The following is a 19,034-nucleotide window of genomic DNA, read 5'->3' as shown; positions in this document are numbered from 1 at the left end:
GAGCACCCATCGTGGCCACCCGACTCAACCTCGCCCATGCCCGTACGGTCCTGGACGCCGCCCTGGCGAAAGCAGTCCAGATCGGGCAGCCGATGAACGTCGCCGTCGTCGACGACGGAGGGCATCTCATCGCGTTCGCGCGCCAGGACGGGGCGATTCTGGGCAGCATCGACATCGCCGTCAAGAAGGCCCGCACCGCCGCGCTGCTGAAGATGACCACCGAGGAGCTGGGCAAGGCCGCCGCCCCCGGCTCGCCCCTCTACGGCATCGAGGTGAGCAACGGCGGCCTGATCATCTTCGGCGGTGGCGTTCCCCTGACCGACTCCCACGGCGACGTCGTCGGCGCCGTCGGCGTGAGCGCGGGCACCGTGGACCAGGACCAGACCGTCGCCCACGCCGGAGCCGACGCTCTCACTTAAGCCGTGGGGGCGTGGCGGGACCAGGGGCGGGTGGATTCCAGGTGGGTGGCCAGGCCCAGGAGTTGGGGTTCGGCGCCTGGGGGTGCGATGAGCTGGATGCCGATGGGGAGGCCGGTGGAGTGGCGGCCGTACGGGACGGTCATGGCGGGCCAGCCGGCCAGGTTCCAGGCGGCGGTGACGGGGGCGTAGCCGACGTTGAGGAGGGTGTTCTTGGTCAGGCCGCGTCGCCCCCAGCGGTGGGCTTTCGGGGGGATGTGGGCGAGCGTGGGGGTGAGGAGGACGTCGGCGTTGCCGAACCACAGGTCGGCGCCGTTGGCGCGCCAGCGGTCCCGGGTGCGGGTGCCGTCCAGGTGGAGGGTGCGGAGGGTGCGACCGGCGGCGGCCAGCGTGCGGGTCCGGCGTTCCAGCTTGGCGGCGGGAAGGCCCTGAGAGTCCTCGGCGGCGCACGAGTACCAGGTCACGATTGACGACATGCCGACGATGGGCGGCAGGCGGCGGCCGGGCACCACGGTGTGGCCGCCTTCGCGGAGGGCGTGTCCCGCCTCCTCGACCGCGCGCTGGAACTCGTTGTCGATGGACAGGCCAACGGGCAGCGGGTTGGGCGCCACCGCGATGCGCAGATCGATGGCCCGCGGAGCGAGCGTGGCGTCGTCGGCCATGACGCCGAGGGCGAGCGCGGCATCGGCGACGGTCGTCGTCAGCGGGCCGTTCTCGCACATCTCGAACCAGTCATGCGTCGGCGCGGGAACCACGCCGAGACCCGGCTTGATGGCGACGACGCCGCAGCACGCGCCGGGAATGCGCAGCGAGCCGAGGCCGTCGTTGCCGACCGCCAGAGGCACGAGCCCGGCAGCCACCGCCGCCGCGCTCCCGCCCGACGAACCACCGGGCGTTCTGTCCAGGTTCCACGGGTTGCGAGCTGTGCCGTACACGCTGTCGGCGAAGGCGACCAGGCTGAGTTCGGGGACGTTGGTGAGGGCGACGACCACCGCGCCCGCCTGCCGCAGCCGGGCCACCACGGGATGGTCCGCGGTCGCGGGCTCGGCGGGCGTGGCCGCGGAGCCGTTGCGGGTGGCCTCGCCCGCCACCTCGATGTTGTCCTTGACCGCGACCGGCACCCCGGCCAGCGGCAACTCCGCGAGATCACCTCGAACCTGGACGGCTTGCGCCTCCCGGACGGCCTCCTCGCCCCGCACCTTCCGGAAGGCTCCCAGCGCGGACGCCCGCGCCTCGATGGCGGCGAGATGTTCGGCCACGACCCCCGGCACTGTGGCCTTCCCGTTCCGCACGGCTTCAGCGATCTCCACAGCGGTACGACCGACCCACGACATGCCCAGAGTCTGACCCCGCCCCCCGGCGGTGTGAAGCCTTGTAACCAAGCCGATGCATCACTCCTCGCGGGGTTCGCGGAGGCCGCGCCCCACCTGTTTGAGCGCGAGCCGCAGAGCGAACTCGATTTGCGAGTTCACGCTTCGCAGGTCGTCCGCCGCCCACTTGGCGATGGCCTCGTGGACGGCGGGGTCGAGCCGCAGCAGCAGTTTCTTCGGCTCGCGCCGGGCGTCAGGCATACAAGCTGCCGGTGTTCACCACCGGCTGGACCGCGCGGTCGCCGCAGAGCACGACCAGAAGGTTGGAGACCATCGTCGCGCGGCGCTCCTCGTCGAGCTCCACCACGTGCTCCGCGCTCAGCCGGTCCAGCGCCAGCTGGACCATGCCGACCGCGCCTTCCACGATCTGCCGCCGGGCCGCGACGACCTGCGAGGCCTGCTGGCGGACCAGCATCGCCTGGGCGATCTCCGGCGCGTAGGCCAGGTGGGTGATCCTGGCCTCCATGATCTCGATCCCGGCCAGCTCCGTGCGGTCGCGCAGCTCCGTGGTCAGCTCTTCGGCGATGGTGGCGCCGTCGCGCAGGCTGGTGCGCTCCTCGATGTGCGAGTCGTACGGATGGGTGGTGGCCAGGTGGCGGACGGCGGCTTCCGACTGGATCGCCACATACTCCTCGTAGTTGTCCACCGAGAACGACGCCTTGGCGGTCTCGACCACCCGGAAGACGACCACCGCGGCGATCTCCACGGGGCTGCCGTCGGCGTCGTTGACCTTGAGTTTCGCGGTTTCGAAGTTGCGGACGCGGAGAGTGACCCGGCGCTTGTCCGTCAGGGGGATGACGAACTGGAAGCCCGGGTCCTTCACCGAGCCCACGTAACGGCCGAAGAACTGGACGACCTTCGCCTCGTTCGGGTTGATCACGGTGAAACCGGTCGCCAGAAGGACGATTAAGACCAGCCCGACGACTCCGATGATGATGGCGGTCACGTCTTCTCGGGGTAGCACGACCGCCACCAGGATCGCCGCCACGACGACCATTGCCAGCAGCACCCAGAAACCGTTGACCCGGAACGCCTGTCGCTCCATCGGCTCCTCCTTGCTATTGAAGTGATATCACCAAGCTATCACTCCTTCGCCGTGGACGCGCGCGCGAAAAGTTCGGCCACCGTGACCCGGTAGTGAAACCGTGACGTCGCCCCGATGACCATGGTCAGCCACATGTCCTCGTTGATCCGATAGACCGCCCGATCCGCCTCCACTCCCGGATGTTTCGGCTGATGCCGCATCGCCAGCTCGTACGCGATGGACCTGGCCTCCTCCCGGCCTCCGTCGACCTCGTAGATGTCCGAGATCCGCCATTCCTTGCGGTCGAACCGCCCAACGTTCTCCTCGACGAGAACCCGCCACTCACTCATGCGGCGATCATGCCGGGTCCGCCCCGGCAAGGCGAAGGCACGCCCCCTCGGGGGCGTACCTTCTGCGGTGGATGTCAGCCGCCCAGGCCGAACTGCTTGAGCATCTGCGGCGTGACCGGCTTGGTCTGGTCGGCCGGTGGCGGCTGGACCGAGACCGGCTTGTCATACTCGGTTACCGTCGAGGTCAGGGTGAACTGGGGCTCCTGGCCTTCCTCGTTGCGGTAACGGGTTTTGCGTACCATGCCGTGCTCGTCGACCCAGATGTCGGACCGGAGTTCGTGGACGCCCAGGGCGGAGGCGCCCGGGCTCTCCATCGGGCTCGCGGATGCGACGCCGAAGGCCGCCTTGGCCTGGTCCACGTTGTAGTTGGCGGTGTAGTGGGTGACGGTCGTGCCGTCCACTTCGGACGTGCCGACCATCTTGACGTCCTCGTACGCGTGGACGACCTTCTCGATGGTGGCCGGGTTGGTGACCGTGGCGGTGTCGAACATCTTGGCGATGGCCTGCCCGTGCGGGCCCTTGAGGTCCTTGAGGGCGACCTTCCACCAGGGCGGGCCCTGGGCGCCCTGGGCGAGGCCGTCAGGATTGACGTACGCGGTGCCGCCGCTCACGATCACTTCGGGTTTGGCGGAGCTGGCTTTACCCTTCAGGGTGAGGTCGGTCGCCTTGGCCTCAAAGACGACGGACGGCTTGGCCTGGTACTGGTACGTGCCGTTGGCCGAGGTGTCGCCCGCGGCGAAGGTGAACTTGCCTGTGCTGCTGCTTGCCTGCGCCGATTTGGTCAGCGCCTGCCGCAGTGCGGTCGTCGGGTCGGCCTCGGTCGCCGTCGGCGACGGCGTCATCTCCTCCGACGGCGTCATTTCGCTAGGCGGACTTTCGGTCATGTCCGGTGCCGGCGGCGTGGGGGCCGCCCACGCTGTGGTCCCACCGATGCCGCTGGCCAGCACGCTCATGGCGCCGAGCGCGGCTAGTCGAAGACGAGCCTGTCCCATGTATCCCCCTGGTCCGGCGAAATTGACCTGCCAAAGAACGTTATGTACCGATTTCGGACGAAATATCCCCAAATGCGGATTCCAGAGGGTTCGCAGGCGATTACTTTGCGTCAAAGCTGGAGTGGTCGACCGAGTAACGGCCACGTGTTGACCATGGACCACCGCCCGCGCCCACGGCGGTCCAGCCCTCTATGGCTTAGCCCTCATCGAGGCAGAGGCAGAAGGGGTGACCGGCCGGATCGAGAAGCACCCGGACGTTCTCCTGCGGTTGGTCCACGGCCAGCGAAGCTCCGAGCGCGACCGCGTCAGCGACAGCGGATTCGAGGTCCCCGACCTGAAAGTCGAAGTGCATCATCGCGCGCTGCTCACCGTCAACGGGCGGCCAGACAGGGGCCCGGTAATCGGCGGCCTGCTGAAACACCAGATAGATAGATCCCTGAGGGGCGGCGATAATCGCCGTTCCCGGCTCTTCATGCCCGATAGGCCAACCAAGCAACTCAGAGTAGAACCGCGCCAAGGCACCAGAATCGGGCGCTTCAATAGCGGCACCCCACCACATCCCGGCCGTTCGAGATCGCATGCGCGTATCCTGTCGCGGCACTTCAGCCACGTCCACCAGTTCGAGATGGGGGCCTAGGCGCGTCGGGGGTTTGTCCGGCGGGTGGCGGTGGCGCCGATGGGGTTCTCCGGCCAGGGGTGGCGCGGGTATCTTCCCCGGAGTTCGGCGCGGACGGCCTGGTATCCCTCTCGCCAGAAGGACGCGAGATCAGACGTCACCGCGGCGGGCCGGCCCGCGGGCGACAGGAGATGCACGGTGAGTGGCACTCCCGCGATCCGTGGGGCGTCGTCCCAGCCGAACAACTCCTGCACCTTGACCGCCAGCACCGGCCGTTCCCCGGAGTAGTCGATTCTGATCTTCGACCCGCTCGGCACCTCGACCCGCTCAGGCGTGACCTCCTCGATCCGCGCCGACCAGGGCACCAGCCGCCGCAACGCGGCCAGCACGTCGATCCGCCCCAGATCACTCCGCCGCCGGACCCGGGACAGCTCCGGCTCCAGCCACCGCTCGGCCGCCTCCACGAGAGCCGTGTCATCCACCGGCGGCCACGGCTCCCCGACGACCCGGTGGCAGAACGCCAGACGCTCCCGGAACCCGCGCGCATCCGCAGTCCACCGCAGCAACGCCACCCCTTCCTGGCGCAACCCGTCCAACACGGCCGGACGCACGTCCGCATCCACCAGCGGCACCGACGACAACTCGATCGCCCCCAGCCGCCTGACCCTCCTGGCGACGATCTCACCACGCCGCCAGCCGATCTCTTCCACTTCCTCCAGCAGCGCCGCCGCCGCGACCCGCGCGATCCCCTCATCAATGACCACACCCTGCCGAACCCGCGCCACCGAACTCCCCACCCCCCGATCGGCCACCGCCACAGCCAGCCACTCGGCCCCACTCAACCCCGCCCCCGCCACAGCCCCCGTCCCGGAAGCCATAACAAAGCCCCCTTCCGCACGCCGCCGCGCCACCCTCTCCGGATACGCCAAAGCCACCACCAGCCCAGCAACCTGGTCATCCCGCCCAGCACCCGCCTGGGCAACCAGCCCGCCAACCTGGCCATCCTTTCCAGCGCCTACCTGGGTCCCCGGGCCGGCAACCTCCCGCCCGGCGCCTGCCTGGGCAACCGGCCCGGCAACCTGGTCATCAGGTCCAACGCGCCGCCCCGGGGGCGGGGAGCCGAGGGCTTGGGTGAGACGGCGGGTCTCCTGGTGCCAGCGGTGGGAGAGGCGGTCGTTTCCTTGCCGGACCGAGCGCAGGACTGAGACGAAGTCGTCGGACGCCGAACTGGGGAGCCGTTCGGCGAGCAGGGCGACAATTTCGGCGGCCCGACGGACTCCGACCCGGTTCGCGCCATCGATGAGTGCGCGGGCGAGCCGGGGATGTACTCCAATGTCGGCCATTTTCCGGCCCCGATCAGTGACTCGGCCACAGTGCACAGCGCCAAGAGCGATCAGTGTGTCCCGCGCGGCGATCATCGCCCCACTCGGAGGAGGATCGAGCAACGCCAGCCCGCCCGCGTCGGGATCTCCCCAGCAGGCCGCCTGAAGCGCGAAATCGGTGAGATCCGCAAGCGCGATCTCCGGCTGCGCATACTCGGGCAACCGTTCATGTTCTCCAGCCGACCAGCACCGATAGGCGACCCCGTCCCTCTCACGCCCAGCCCGCCCGGCCCGCTGCGCGGCCGACGCCTTCGAGGCCCGTACGGTCACCAGCGACCCAAGCCCCCGCGCATGATCCATCCGAGGCTCCCGCGCGAGCCCCGAATCCACCACGACACTCACCCCAGGAATGGTCAGACTGGACTCCGCCACCGACGTCGCCAGAATCACCCTCCGCCCCACACCACGACTCAAAGCCGCATCTTGTACGGCACCAGACGCCTGACCATGAACCTCCAGAACCTGGACGTCAGGCAACATCCGCGCCACCCTGCCCAGCTCCGACACCCCCGGCAGAAAGCAGAGCACGTCCCCGTCGTGCCGAGCCAGCGCAAGTCGTACGACATCGGAGACATGAGCGAGAAAGACGGGATCGACACGCAGCCCATGCGGCGGCGCGACCGGCTGGACCGGAGGAGCCCAGACGATCTCAACCGCATGCGTGGCCCCCTCGGTATGGATAACCGGCGCACCCCCGAGCAACCGAGCCCAACGCGTCGCATCGGTAGTAGCCGACGTCGCCAAAAGACGCAGATCCGGACGAAGCGCCTCCCGAACATCGATCAGAAACGCGAGGGCGGTATCAGCGTCAAGATGACGTTCGTGGCATTCATCCATGACGACCACATCAATCCCGTCAAGCTCAGGCTCCCGCTGCAACCGCCGAAGCAAAACCCCGGTCGTCACCACCTCCACCCGCGTACCCGAACCGACCTGCCGCTCCCCCCGAATCGTGTACCCGACCCGCTCCCCGACCTTCTCCCCAAGCAACCACGCCATCCGCCGAGCCGCCGCCCGCACAGCGATCCGCCGCGGCTCCGCAACAACCACCCGCCCACCCGAAGAGAACCCAGGCACCAACCCCGCAAGCGCAAGCGGCACCAACGTCGTCTTCCCGGTCCCCGGCGGCGCAGTAAGCACGGCAGCTCCGTCCGACTCAAGCGCACCCACGACATCAGGCACCACATACCGGACAGGAAGCGAGGACCACTCGGAACGCATCCGCCCATTGTTATCAGGCAGCGCGCATCAACTCGTCCGGGAGTCGTCCTAATCGCGGCTGTGGTGGCGGCGAATCAGTTCCTCAAGGGCGTCGATTTCGGCTGACAGTTCGGTACGCCCCTGCTTGGTGATGACGATCCACGTTTTCGGCCTTCGGCCGTCGTACCCCTTTTCCAGGATGACCAGCCCCGCCTCCGCCAGGACGGCGAGGTGCCGATTGAGGTTTCCCCTGGTCAGTTCGAGAGCTTCGCACAGATAGGTGAATTCGACCCGGGACGCCTCGCTGGCGATGGTGAGAATGCCGAGCCGATGACGCTGGTGGACGGTGTCGTTCAGGTTTCCCGTGGGGTGGGTCATGCGGGTGTGGTCCTACGGGTGGTCAGTCCGCCGATGAGGAGAATCAGGGCGGGGAGCAGGACGGGAGTGCCCTGGACGAGAGCGTAGGGCATGTCCTCGGAGGTGAAGCCGAACAGGTGGAACAGGCGGTAGTACTGATTCTCCATGTTGTAGACGACGGCGGGGACGGCGGCCGCCGTGTACAACCCGGTGATGATCCACAGGCGGCGGCTGCGTTCGGCCCTGGCCAGGGCGATCAGTCCGAGAGCCACGGCCAGCAGGCCGAAGTTGTCGCGTACGAAGAACGGCCAGAGGAAGAACAACGGAAGCAGGAGAATCCACAGCAGCGGCGCCGCTCCTGCGGTGGTCCAGATGAGTACGGATTTCCTGGCCGAAGTCTGGATTCCTGAGCGGTCACCGTGACGGCGATACCACCAGATGGTTAGCACCGCCCCGACGACCAGCCCCGCCAGCCAGACCAGGTCCATCCCTCTCGCCAGGAAGGGCCAGGCCCTGAATCCCGACTCTCCTTGCTGATGGCCGAGAACGTAGAGCGGCGCGGTGGCCAGCGTGAACGCCCCGAAGTACAGCAGCGGAAACCGGAAGGCATGCCGATCCGCCCGAGCACGCTCCCGCAGCGAATTCACCTCACCGAGTAACCAATCGGCGTCACCGGCCGGATCATTGGTCATGTCCGACCTCCTTTGGATGTTGGCGATACAGACATGTTTGCATCACAGACATAGTTCCGCAAGGGCGTCGAGGTCACACTCATTCGCAGATATCGCCACACGCACCGCCAGAAACGAGCAAATGCGCGACTGTCTACCCGCCGGCCAAGACGCCGGGGGAGAGACACGCCCAAAGTTGAGGCCTGCAGACCGGTCGATAGGTCGCAGCGGACCGAGGAAGGGCCTGAGCGGCTCGGCGCTTTGTTGGCCCGGCCCAAAGCAGGAAATGCCTGCCAAATAGTCCTTTTCTCAGGCGGCGCGCAGGCCGAGGAGGAGTTCCGCGTTGGAGGAGGTCTCCTTCAGGCGGGTGAGGAAGGGTTCGAAGGAGTCCTGGCCGTGGAGGGCCTTGCGGAGTTTCCAGACGAGGGAGAGCTCGGCGGGGTCGAGCAGGAGTTCCTCGCGGCGGGTGCCGGACGCGGTGACGTCGACGGCGGGGAAGATGCGGCGGTCGGCCAGGCTTCGGGTGAGTTTGAGCTCCATGTTGCCGGTGCTCTTGAACTCCTCGAAGAGGTTGTCGTCCATTTTGGAGCCGGTTTCGACCAGCGCGGTGGCCAGAATCGTGAGCGAGCCGCCCTCGCGCAGGTTGCGGGCCGCGCCGAGCAGCCGCTTGGGCGGGTGAATGGCCCGAACGTCGATCCCGCCGGTGAGCACCTTCCCGCCGCCAGGCTGAACGGTGTTGTACGCACGACCCAGCCGCGTGATCGAATCGACCAGCATGACCACATCGTGGCCGAGCTCGACGAGCCGCTTGGCCCGCTCCACGGCGAGCTCGGTGACCGTGATGTGATCGGTGGCGGGACGGTCGAAGGTGGAGGCGATGACCTCGGCCTGGACCGATGCGCGCATGTCGGTGACCTCTTCCGGCCGCTCGTCGACGAGCACGACCATCAGATGGCAGTCCGGATGGTTGGCGATGATCGCGTTGGCGACCGCCTGGAGGAGCAGGGTCTTGCCCGCTTTGGGTGGGGCCACGATGAGCCCGCGCTGGCCCTTGCCGATGGGCGCCACCAGGTCGAGGACCCGGGTGGACAGCACGCCCTTGGTGGTCTCCAGGCGGAGCCGTTCGGTGGGATGGATGGGGGTGAGTTCGGCGAACGTGGGACGGTTGCGCGGCGGCCCGGTGGCGATCGAGATCAGCCGGCCGCCCTGGGCGGTGCCGGTGATCACGTCCCCGGTTCTGAGCCCGGCGAGCAGGTCTTTCGGGACCGTGACGTCGCTGGGACCGCGCAGGTAGCCTTCGGTTTTCAGGGTGGAGCCGTCCAGGATCCCGCTGACCTCGCGAAGCACCGCGGGTTTGACCGCGCTGTTCCGGGTACGCGTCCGGGGCTCACCCACATGAGTTTGGGTAAGAGTCATAATCTGTCCTTGCGGATATGGGGAAGTTGGCATGACCGCAGGCATCACGAAACGAAGCACAAGCTGCGCGGTCACAAACTCGGCCAGATCGGCCGGTCGCACGTGCCCAAGAATCGGGCCAGAAACATGCGAACTACATGGACGATAACACGCCACTCGCCGAGATGTATTCCCCAAAACACGACCACCAACCCCCACCCGCCCACCATTCCCGGCCGACTGACGGCTCATGGAGCACCGCTCGCCCAGGTCACGGCAAGTGAGGGCACACGCGAGCGTCAACTCACGCGACGCTTGATTCGTTAGCGGGACTGGAGGGCGTCTAGGGCTACGGCCATGGCGATGACCAGGCGGCGGTCGAGGCGTGGGTCGTTGATGTCGATGGCGTAGGTGTCGCGTAGGCCCCAGCGGCGTTCCACGGAGAAGGCGATGGAGGCGCCGACGCTGAAGTCGAAGTGGTAGGGCAGCCATGACAGCGAGTCGGCGAAGCGTCGCACGATGGCCACCAGCGGGTTGCGTTCCTGGCCGGTCAGTGTGGGCAGGCCGGGCTGCTGGAGGTGCCAGGTGGAACGGAGCAACGACTTGCCGAAGTCCTTGCGGAACAGTCCAATGGGAGTTCCGGACGCGTCCACCACGTCGTAGCCGCTGGCCAGGTCGATGACCTTGCGCGCCTTGAAGGCGGCAAGCGCCTCACCTCGCGATTCATCCGTATAAAGGGTGACCTGTTCCTTCAGCGTCAGGCGTTTCTGCTCGGCGAAGGCCACGACCGGACCGTCGGAGCCGTCCGGCTCGGCGATGTGGACAACGTAACGGTTGATCATCATGGTGATCTTCTGGCGCAGGATCAGCCGCGTCTGCGTCTGGAGGGTCGCCGTGTCCACTTGAACCTCCGTAAATGGTCTCTTTACCACCCTATTACGGAGTCAGCGGAGAGGAAGATCCCCGGTCAGAAACCGCTGGATGGAAGGTGCCACACAGGCCACGATCTCCTCCAGTGTGAGGGCGGTAATGATTTCGATCTGGATGACGTAACGGGCGAAGACGATGCCCATGAGCTGGGAGGCGGCCAGCAGCGCGCGCTGCTGGGGACGGTCGGGCCCGAGGTGCTTGACCAGCGGTCCGGCCAGTTCATGGACCATGAAGTCTTTCAGGATCCCGGCCGCCGCGGGGGAAGTGGCCGCGGACACGACCACCGCCTTGATCCGTGGACCGATCTCAGGATCCTCCCAAAGCGTGAAATAACGGGTGGCGAGCCGCTCCCCGAGCGTCTCCAGGTCCCCGTCGAAGGACTCGACCAGTTGCTGGACCGGCATGCCGCCGTTCCTGATCGACTCGCCGAACAAACCGTCCTTGTTCCCGAAGAAGTGCATGACAAGGGCAGGATCCACCCCGGCCGCCCGGGCCACGCCCCGGATCGTCGTCCCGCCGTAGCCGTTCTCGATGAAGGACGTCATCGCGGCCTCCAGGATGGCCTCCCGCGTCTGGGTGTTCCCTGGCCGCCGGCCGCTCTTGGTCTCGTTCTCCATACCCACTATTCAACCATGTTGAATTCGTCTATGGTGAACTCAACGTTGTTGAAGTCATCACTAGGAGAATTCGATGCGGAAGCTGCTCCCGGCCGTCGTGCTGGTGACGCTCATCGGGCTCGCGTTCGCCGCTTCGTTCGTGGGCGCGCTGCACCAGCCCGAACCCCATGGCGTACCCGTGGGCGTGGTCGCGCCCGCCCAAATGGCCGCCCAGATCGACGCCGGGCTGGCCGCCAAGAGGCCCGGCGCGTTCGAGATCACGAGTTACGCCGACGAGGCCGGCGCGCGGACCGCGCTCGGCGACCGCGAGGTCGAGGCCGTGGTCCTCCCGCAGCAGGCCAAGCTGATCGTCGCCAGCGCCGGCGGGCGAACCGCGTCCACGGTGATCACCCAGGTGTTCACCACCGTCGCCCAGGCCCAGGGCCAGCAGCTCACGGTCGAGGACGCCTACCCGCTGCCCCCCGGCGACTCCGGCGGCGTCTCCGGCATGTTCTACGTGCTCGCCCTGGTCATCCCCGGCATCGCCATCGCCGTCCTGGCCGGTCACGCGGGCGCGAGCTCCGGCCAGAAGATCGTTGTCATCGCGCTCGCCTCGGTCACGGTCGCGCTGGCCAACGCCTGGCTGGCGGACCTGGTCTTCGGCGCGCTCCCCGGGGCGTACCTCGGGCTGGTCGCCGTCTCCGCCGCCGTCACCTTCACCCTCGGCCTGGTGGTCGCGGGCCTGGTCCGCGTCCTGGGCACCCCCGGCGTCGGGCTGGCCGCCCTGCTGTTCGTCGTGGTCGGCATCCCCGCCAGCGGCGGCCCGCTCGGCGCCCGATTCATCCCCGAGTGGTACGCGGCGATCGGCCAGATCCTCCCGATCGGCCAGGGCACGGTAGCCATCCGCAACACCGTCTTCTTCGACGGCGCGGCCCTCACCGTCCCGCTCACCGTCCTGGCCGCCTGGGCCCTGGTCGGCCTGCTCCTGCTGCTCATCCCCGTACGGCGAAGCGCCGCGGCCCACGCCGCCCCCGCCCAGCCCGTCCCCGTCGCGTGATTTACATCACCCAATATCCGGAAATGTTGGGCCGGGCAACTGTTGAACTTCTGGCATAGCCCGGCCTTCTCCCCAGGATCACCCTGGGAACACCAGCGGAAAGCATGGCCAATCTCACAGGTGTCCTCAGCGTCATCTCAGCAGAGTCATGCGAGATTCAAGGAGTGCAGATGTCCACCGGGTGGAGATGGGTCGCCGCTCTCGCCATAGGCGGCGGTGCGTATCTCGTCCTGCGGGACGAGTTGCCCCAGCCTGCCGAGATCTGGGCCACGATCACCAATGTCAACCCCGCCTGGCTCGCCGTGGCCGTCGTCGCCGAGGCGGTCTCGATGGCGACCTTCGCCCGGCTCTTCCGCCGACTCCTGGGCCTGGGCGGAACCAGGATCAGCCTGGGTCGCGCGCTCGCCGTCACCTACGCGCGCAACGCCTTCTCGAACTCGCTGCCCGCTGGGCCGGTCCTGTCCATCGCGTACACCACCCGGGAGTTCGGCCGGCTGGGCGCGGGCAGGCCGCTCATCGCGGCCACGCTGGTGCTCGCCGCGTTCTATTCGGGGGTGACCTTCGGGGTCCTGAGCCTGGTCGCGCTGCTCGGCTCGCCCGCGACCCGGATCCCGACGTTGATCGCCGCCCTCGCCGTGGTGGCGCTGGCCGCCATGGTGATGCGAACCCGCCCGTTCGTCGGCGTCGTCCGGCGGCGCATGCCACGCCTGTCGGCGCAGTTGGACGCGGCGCGGGCCGCCATTCGCCCGTCCTCCCGGGATCGGGGCATCCTGGCCGGGCTCGCGCTGCTGAACTGGCTGCTCGATGTGGCCTGCCTGGTGGCGGTCTGCGTCGCGGTGGGCATCGACATCGGCCCGCACACGATGTTGCTGGGCTACGTCGCCGCGAAGGGCGCGCAGGCGCTGGCGTTGATTCCGGGCGGGCTCGGCGTCGTCGAGATCGGGATGGCCGCCACGTTCTTCGCGGCCGGAGCGAGTGGGGGCGCGGCGGGGGCGGTCGTGGCGTTGTACCGGCTCATCTCGTACTGGGCGATTCTGATCGCGGGCTGGCTGGCGTGGGCGTTCCTGCACGACGAGGTGCGGGCGGCGGCCAAGGTGGTGGGCAGGTTCCTGATGCGGGCGGGCGCGAGCATGAGCCCGTTCGCGCTCCCGCCGACCGAGCGCGGCGCGCACCCCTAGGGGTTTTGTCAGGGTCTCTCGTGGAACGGGGGGTCGGCACCGGTTCGTTGGACCGAGTGACTGACAAACCCCGACGGAGGAAATCACGATGCACCGGTCCAGACACCACAAGATGATCGCGGGCGTCTGCGGCGGGATCGCCGAACGCTACGGCATGTCCCCCAACACGGTCCGGCTCCTGTTCCTGCTCTCCTGCATCCTGCCCGGACCGCAGTTCATCATCTACCTGATCATGTGGGTCTTCGTACCAAAGGCCCCGGCGTATCCTCGATAACATGAACCGGCCGCTGACCCTCATCCAGGACGACCTGGTCGACTACGAGAAGGCCATGGAGCGCATGGCCGACCTGGTCCACGAACGCCAGGACGACACGCGGCCGGATACCTTGTGGCTGCTCAGCCACCCCAAGGTCTACACGGTCGGGCGGCGCACGCTGACCGAGCACCTGCCCGACCCGTCGCATGGCATCCCGGTCGTTCCCACCGGCCGGGGCGGCCAGCTCACCTACCACGGCCCCGGCCAGCTGGTCGGCTACCTGATCGTCAAGCTCGGCCCGAACGAGGGTGTGGTCGACTACATCCGCGAGGTGGAGCTTCGGCTGGTGGCCGCGCTGGGCGTGCTCGGCGTTCCGGCCGAACGCCGGGACACCCCGCCGGGCTCGGAACTGCTCACCGGCGTCTGGACGACCTCCGGGCGCAAGATCGTCTCCATCGGCATGCGGGCCAGCAGGGCGGTCACCAGCCACGGCTTCGCCATCAACGTCAACGGCGACCTCACCCCGTGGGACCTCGCCGTCGCCTGCGGCATGCCGGAGGTGGACATGACCTCGATCTCCCGCGAACTCGGCGGCGCCGACTTCGACACCGTCCGCGCCACGGTCGCCAAGGAGTTCCAGGCCTCATAACGCCGGTACGGCTCCCGCCAGGCGGAAGCCGTACCAGAGAAACTCAGGCGTCGATCGAATCGACCGTGCGGCGTGGCCCGGTGAACCAGTGCCGCGCGGACAGCGCCCACCACAGGCCGACCCCGAGCACCATGGCGCCCACCACGATCGGCGCGTAGTTCACGGCCGTCCAGGTGAACGACTCGTCCGCTTCGGTGGCCGGATTGTCGGAGGCGAACGGCACGCCCGCGGGAGCGAGCGGCATGATGAAGTAGATCGACACGATCACGATCTCGATGATCGCGATCCAGCCCATCACCTTGTACTTGGCGCCCAGCGTCCACGGGCCGGGCTGGAAGGCGTCGCCCATGCGCAGCCGCAGCCAGATCGGGATGGCGAAGGCGATGTAGAGGCCGATCACCGCCACCGAGACCACCGCGTAGAAGGCCACTGGCGTGCCGGTCGGCGCCTTGTACAGGGCGGGCAGGGTGAGGATCAGGGCGGCCACGCAGCCGAAGATGATCGCGTTGACGGGGGTCCGGTTCCGGTCCACCTTGGACCAGAGCCGCCATCCGGGGATCGCGCCGTCCCGTGAGAACGCGTAGGTCATCCGCGACATCGAGGTCACGCAGCTCATGCCGCAGAAGAACTGCCCGATCGTGGAGATCGCGAAGATCGCGTTCGCCAGGTTGCCGGGCACGGCGGTGTCGAAGATCGCGCCCACGAAGCCGAACTGGGCGTTGACCTCGTCCACGTTGGTGGCCGCGAACAGGAAGGCCAGCAGCAGGATCCAGCCGCCGATCGCGGAGTAGAAGATCGACTGCCAGAGGCCGCGGGCCGCCGCGGTGGCCGCGCCCTGGGTCTCCTCCGACACGTGCGCGCACGCGTCGAAACCGGTGATCGTGTACTGGGTGAGCAGGAACCCGAGCGGCAGGACATAGATCCAGAAGCTGCCGCTGCTGAAGCCCGAGTTGTTGATCGTCTCGGTGAACACGAACGACATCGACTGGTGCGAGTCCGGACCGAAGATGAGGATCAGGACCACCACCGTGGCGCCGAACACATGCCACCACACCGACACGTTCTGCAAGATCGAGATGAGCCGGTGGCTGTAGATGTTGATCAGAGCGTGCAGCACCAGCACGACGGCGAACAGGAGGAAGGTGTTGACCAGCGACACCTCGAGGCCGAAGAACCGGTCGAGGGTGATGTTCAGGAACGTGGCGCAGCCGTAGTCCACCGACGCGGTCACCGCGATCAAGCCGATCAGGTTGAACCAGCCGGTGAACCAGCCGTGGATCGGCTTGCCCATCTTGGCGGCCCACCAGTAGATGCCGCCCGCCGTCGGATACGCCGACACCAGCTCCGACATGCACAGACCGATGATCAGGATGAAGACGGAGATGATCGGCCAGCCCCAGGAGATGGCGATGGGGCCGCCGTTGTTCCAGGCCTGGCCGAACGTGGTGAAACACCCGGCGAGGATCGAGATGATGGAGAAGGAGATCGCGAAGTTGGAGAACCCACTCCAGGTTCGCGACAGTTCTTGTTTGTACCCGAGTTCGGCGAGTCGTTTGGCGTCATCGTCGAGGGCTTGCGCCATGAAGGCCTCCTCATGCCTTGGGGGGTTACCGGCGCACGGCGTCGATCAGACGTCCGAAGCCGGGGTCTTTGAGATCGCGTACGGCTTGCGCGAACTTGTCGGCGGCCTCGGCGTTGTAGTCGAAGTCGCGGTGCTGCGGAGTCAGCCCGTGGTGCACGACGAACCAGAGCGTCCAGGTGAGGTTGGACATGATCAGATTCAGCCGGACTCGTGCGGCCGGGGCGGCGTCGTCGAAATATGCCAGGGTGAGGCGCTCGACGTCGTCGGGGTCGAAATCGGCCTCGGCGGCCAGGTCGCCGAGCTCGAAACAGGGGTCGTTGTTGCCGGACAGCTGATAGTCGACGATTCGCACCACGCCGCCGGCCTTGATGAAGTTCTCCGGCAGCAGATCGTTGTGACAGGGGACGGTTCTCATCGGCCGGACCGCCAGGGCCTGCTCGATCTCGGCGACGGCCGGGGTCCAGTCCTCGTATCCGTCGGGGAGCTTCAGGCTGTTGGCCTTGCAGAGGGCCACAAAATCGGCGTGCTTCCGGAAAATCGAGAAATCATTGCCGAACCGGGGGCCCGCGTGCAGGGCTCGGCAGGCTTTCGCGATCTTGCCGATCTCATCCCGTACGGCTGGCGCGTCGAGGGTCACCCCGTCGATGTACTCCAGGATGAGCGCGCCCGGCAGTTTGTGCAGGACTTGCGCACCGACGCCCGTGGACGCGGCGAGTACGGTGTTGGCGATCTCCTGCTCCAGCGGGATGCCCAGGCCTGTCGCGGCGATCCTCGGATCCAGCACCCGGAGCAGCCAGCGGTCGCCGTCCTCGGTCTCCACCCGGGCGATGTGGTGGCTGAGCCCACCCTTGATCGTCGTATGGCTGACCGGGCGCCCGGCCCAGGCCGCGACCATCTCCAGCGCGTCCGCGACGGCATCTGGCATGCCCGGCTCCTTTTGGTCTACCTTCAGACCATTGATCCGATTGTGGAGCCCAGGCGTTACAGGACGGTACCAATGGTGCAACTTCCCGCAGACGCCCAGGCGGTTGTGGTCGGTGGTGGGGTAGCTGGATGCAGCGTCGCCTTCCACCTCGCCCGGCTGGGTTGGCAGGACGTGATCCTGCTGGAACGCCATGACCTGACCGAGGGCACGACCTGGCACTCAGCGGGTTTCGTCGGCCAGCTGCGGTCCACGGTCACGCAGACCCGCATGATCATGTACTCGGCTGGTCTTTACCCAGAACTGCGTGATCTCACCGGGTTGGATCCCGGCTGGCACGGGGTTGGGGGTCTTCGGCTCGCGACAACACCCGAGCGCCACGAGGAGTTGTTGCGTCAGGCCGGGGCGGCGGAGACCTATGGCCTGGACATGGATCTTCTGGACGCGTCGGCGACCTATGACCGCATGCCGCTGCTCGCTGTGGACGACGTTCTGGCGTCGCTCTGGCTTCCGGGTGATGGCTGGCTGGATCCGGCCCGGCTGGGTCGTGCGCTGGCGGAAGGAGCCCGCAAACTGGGCGTTCGCATCGTCACGGGCGTGGAAGTAACGGGCATCGACGTCGAGAACGGTCGCGTCAAGGGGGTCAGGGTCCGCGAGTCCGGCTCTCGCGAGTCGGGCTCTCACGCGTCCGGCTCTCGCGAGTCGGGCTCTCGCGAGTTCACCTCTCACGAGTCGGGCTCTTCCGAATCCTCCCCTTGGGGTGCGGGTGACCGCGCGTCGGCCGATGAGTTGAGCGGCAGAGGACTGGATGCTCGCAGATCCGGTGCTCATGGATCCAACCAGCGCGAAGTCGGGTCCCGTTCGCAGGAGGATCGGCGTCGGCAGGACCTTGCTGACGGGCGTGGAGAGATAGCGCCTGGCTCGGAGTGGGTCATCCGGACGGACACGGTGGTCAACGCCGCCGGGGCTGCGGCCGGAGTGGTCGGGCGGATGGCCGGTGTCGACGTGCCCATCGTCCCGATCAAGCACCAGTATGTGGTGACCGCGCCTTCCGGGGTTCCGGTGACCGCGCCGACCGTTCGGGATCCCGACAACATCGTGTATTTCCGCGAAGAGGGCGGCGGCATTCTCGTCGGGGGATATATCCGGACTCCGGATGTCTGGGAGGACCCCAACCCGCTCTCACAGCCCCGCTCCCTCTTCCCCCCGAACATGCCCAAATTCGAGGAATCCTGGGAATCCGCCCGCCGCCGCCTCCCTTCCCTCCGCTCCAACGGCCAGATCATCAAGGTCGTCCACGGCCCCGAAGCCTTCACCCCCGACGGCGAATTCCTCCTCGGCGAAACCTCCGTGGGCGGCTTCTGGGTGGCCGCCGGCTTCTGCGTCCACGGCCTCGCCGCGGCCGGCGGCGTCGGCAAGGTCATGGCCGAGTGGATCGTCGACGGCCAGCCCGAATACGACATGTTCGCCATGGACATCGCCCGCTTCGGCACCCACGCCCGCTCGGCCACCTGGGCCCGCGCGAAGGCCCTGGACTCTTACAGCAAGTACTACGACATCTCCTACCCCGGCGAGGAACGCACCGCCGCCCGCCCGCTCCGCCGCTCTCCCGCGTGGGTACGGCACGCAGAACTGGGCGCCGAATTCGGCGAAAAGTCAGGCTGGGAACGCGTCAACTGGTACGACTTGCCCAATTCCCTGCGGAACCAGGGATCCTCGACCGAAGAGCCGTTGGGAACTTCAGCCGCGTCGACAAATCCAGCTTTGTCCGGAAGCTTGCCGGGTGGTGCTGCGTCGGGTGGTGCTTTGCCGGGTAGCGCTGCGTCGGATGGAGTTTCGTCGGGCGGCGCTTTGCCGGGCGGAACTTTGCCAGGTGATGCCGCGCCGGGTGGAGCCTTGCCCCGTGGGGCTGCGTCAGGTGGAGATTCCTCGGATGGCGCTGTCCCGGATGGAGTTTCCTCGGGCGGAGCTTTGTCGGGGGGAGCCTCCTCGGATAGGGATTTGTTGGATCGGACTTCCGTGGGTCCTTTGGTGGATGACGCCTCGGGCGATGCCACGGAGGGGGCCGTGGAGCGGAGCTCCGGGTACAAA

Annotated in this window: 19 protein-coding genes and 1 pseudogene; 6 read left to right on the top strand and 14 right to left on the bottom strand. The window is 67.5% G+C overall.

Annotated elements, in window-relative coordinates; translation table 11 throughout:
- Positions 1 to 11 precede the first annotated feature (11 nt).
- Entirely contained in the window at positions 12 to 419 is a 408-nt protein-coding gene (locus Aple_RS26675) for a GlcG/HbpS family heme-binding protein (protein WP_155347454.1), read from the top strand.
- On the opposite strand, the gene Aple_RS26670 is transcribed toward Aple_RS26675, so the two are convergent.
- The 12 genes and pseudogenes from Aple_RS26670 to Aple_RS26615 all read right to left on the bottom strand — a co-directional run bounded on the left by Aple_RS26670 (position 416) and on the right by Aple_RS26615 (position 11,320).
- Positions 416 to 1,750, bottom strand: a complete 1,335-nt coding sequence (locus tag Aple_RS26670; protein ID WP_155347453.1) for an amidase — start codon at positions 1,748 to 1,750, stop codon at positions 416 to 418. The genes Aple_RS26675 and Aple_RS26670 overlap by 4 nt on opposite strands.
- A 57-nt stretch (positions 1,751 to 1,807) precedes the next feature.
- Positions 1,808 to 1,987 carry a type II toxin-antitoxin system antitoxin gene (locus Aple_RS26665; RefSeq protein ID WP_155347452.1) on the bottom strand — a complete coding sequence of 60 codons (180 nt, stop codon included), beginning with the start codon at positions 1,985 to 1,987 and terminating at the stop codon, positions 1,808 to 1,810.
- A complete protein-coding gene (locus Aple_RS26660) occupies positions 1,980 to 2,831 on the bottom strand; it encodes an SPFH domain-containing protein (RefSeq protein WP_155347451.1) in 852 nt (283 codons plus the stop codon). The genes Aple_RS26665 and Aple_RS26660 overlap by 8 nt, the downstream gene beginning before the upstream one ends.
- 38 nt (positions 2,832 to 2,869) lie before the next feature.
- The gene (locus Aple_RS26655) at positions 2,870 to 3,160 is read right to left on the bottom strand and encodes a hypothetical protein (RefSeq protein ID WP_155347450.1); all 291 of its coding nucleotides are present in this window, start codon (positions 3,158 to 3,160) and stop codon (positions 2,870 to 2,872) included.
- Positions 3,161 to 3,234: 74 nt separating this feature from the next.
- Complete coding sequence (locus Aple_RS26650; protein ID WP_155347449.1) at positions 3,235 to 4,152, bottom strand: SCO4651 family lipoprotein; 918 nt, start codon at positions 4,150 to 4,152, stop codon at positions 3,235 to 3,237.
- 196 nt (positions 4,153 to 4,348) lie between these two features.
- Positions 4,349 to 4,732 (bottom strand): VOC family protein, encoded by a 384-nt coding sequence (locus tag Aple_RS26645; protein WP_246264792.1) that lies wholly within the window; start codon positions 4,730 to 4,732, stop codon positions 4,349 to 4,351.
- 53 nt (positions 4,733 to 4,785) lie between these two features.
- Entirely contained in the window at positions 4,786 to 7,371 is a 2,586-nt protein-coding gene (locus tag Aple_RS55660) for an ATP-dependent helicase C-terminal domain-containing protein (RefSeq protein ID WP_155347448.1), read from the bottom strand.
- A gap of 48 nt (positions 7,372 to 7,419) precedes the next feature.
- Positions 7,420 to 7,728, bottom strand: a complete 309-nt coding sequence (locus Aple_RS26635; RefSeq protein ID WP_155347447.1) for a transcriptional regulator — start codon at positions 7,726 to 7,728, stop codon at positions 7,420 to 7,422.
- The gene (locus Aple_RS26630; RefSeq protein WP_155347446.1) at positions 7,725 to 8,399 is read right to left on the bottom strand and encodes a hypothetical protein; all 675 of its coding nucleotides are present in this window, start codon (positions 8,397 to 8,399) and stop codon (positions 7,725 to 7,727) included. The genes Aple_RS26635 and Aple_RS26630 overlap by 4 nt, the downstream gene beginning before the upstream one ends.
- A 288-nt stretch (positions 8,400 to 8,687) precedes the next feature.
- Positions 8,688 to 9,725: pseudogene (gene rho / locus Aple_RS26625) on the bottom strand (transcription termination factor Rho); the annotation flags it as partial.
- Between the two features lie 371 nt (positions 9,726 to 10,096).
- On the bottom strand, positions 10,097 to 10,675 hold the full coding sequence (locus Aple_RS26620) for an LURP-one-related family protein (RefSeq protein ID WP_174889883.1): 579 nt from the start codon (positions 10,673 to 10,675) through the stop codon (positions 10,097 to 10,099).
- A 42-nt stretch (positions 10,676 to 10,717) separates the two neighbouring features.
- Positions 10,718 to 11,320: a TetR/AcrR family transcriptional regulator gene (locus tag Aple_RS26615; protein ID WP_155347444.1), complete on the bottom strand. Its 603-nt coding sequence runs from the start codon at positions 11,318 to 11,320 to the stop codon at positions 10,718 to 10,720.
- 73 nt (positions 11,321 to 11,393) lie between these two features.
- Here Aple_RS26615 and Aple_RS26610 point away from each other — a divergent pair, with 73 nt between their 5' ends.
- From Aple_RS26610 to lipB, 4 genes are all read left to right on the top strand, one after another.
- Positions 11,394 to 12,356, top strand: coding sequence for a hypothetical protein (locus Aple_RS26610; protein ID WP_155347443.1), 963 nt, complete (start codon positions 11,394 to 11,396; stop codon positions 12,354 to 12,356).
- A 170-nt stretch (positions 12,357 to 12,526) separates the two neighbouring features.
- Entirely contained in the window at positions 12,527 to 13,534 is a 1,008-nt protein-coding gene (locus Aple_RS26605) for a lysylphosphatidylglycerol synthase transmembrane domain-containing protein (RefSeq protein ID WP_170321671.1), read from the top strand.
- 88 nt (positions 13,535 to 13,622) lie between these two features.
- Positions 13,623 to 13,808, top strand: coding sequence for a PspC domain-containing protein (locus tag Aple_RS26600; protein ID WP_155347441.1), 186 nt, complete (start codon positions 13,623 to 13,625; stop codon positions 13,806 to 13,808).
- A 1-nt stretch (position 13,809) separates the two neighbouring features.
- On the top strand, positions 13,810 to 14,439 hold the full coding sequence (gene lipB, locus Aple_RS26595) for a lipoyl(octanoyl) transferase LipB (protein WP_155347440.1): 630 nt from the start codon (positions 13,810 to 13,812) through the stop codon (positions 14,437 to 14,439).
- 43 nt (positions 14,440 to 14,482) lie between these two features.
- Here lipB and Aple_RS26590 read toward each other — a convergent pair whose 3' ends face one another.
- Both Aple_RS26590 and Aple_RS26585 read right to left on the bottom strand, forming a co-directional pair.
- Complete coding sequence (locus Aple_RS26590; RefSeq protein ID WP_155347439.1) at positions 14,483 to 16,021, bottom strand: amino acid permease; 1,539 nt, start codon at positions 16,019 to 16,021, stop codon at positions 14,483 to 14,485.
- Positions 16,022 to 16,046: 25 nt separating this feature from the next.
- Entirely contained in the window at positions 16,047 to 16,946 is a 900-nt protein-coding gene (locus Aple_RS26585) for a choline/ethanolamine kinase family protein (RefSeq protein WP_170321670.1), read from the bottom strand.
- 72 nt (positions 16,947 to 17,018) lie between these two features.
- Here Aple_RS26585 and Aple_RS52200 point away from each other — a divergent pair.
- On the top strand, positions 17,019 to 19,034 hold a 2,016-nt coding region (locus Aple_RS52200), incomplete at its 3' end, for an FAD-dependent oxidoreductase (protein ID WP_170321669.1).

The organism is Acrocarpospora pleiomorpha (assembly GCF_009687885.1).
In the GTDB taxonomy this organism is placed as follows: Bacteria; Actinomycetota; Actinomycetes; order Streptosporangiales; family Streptosporangiaceae; genus Acrocarpospora; species Acrocarpospora pleiomorpha.
This window is presented reverse-complemented; position numbering and strand designations above follow the sequence as displayed.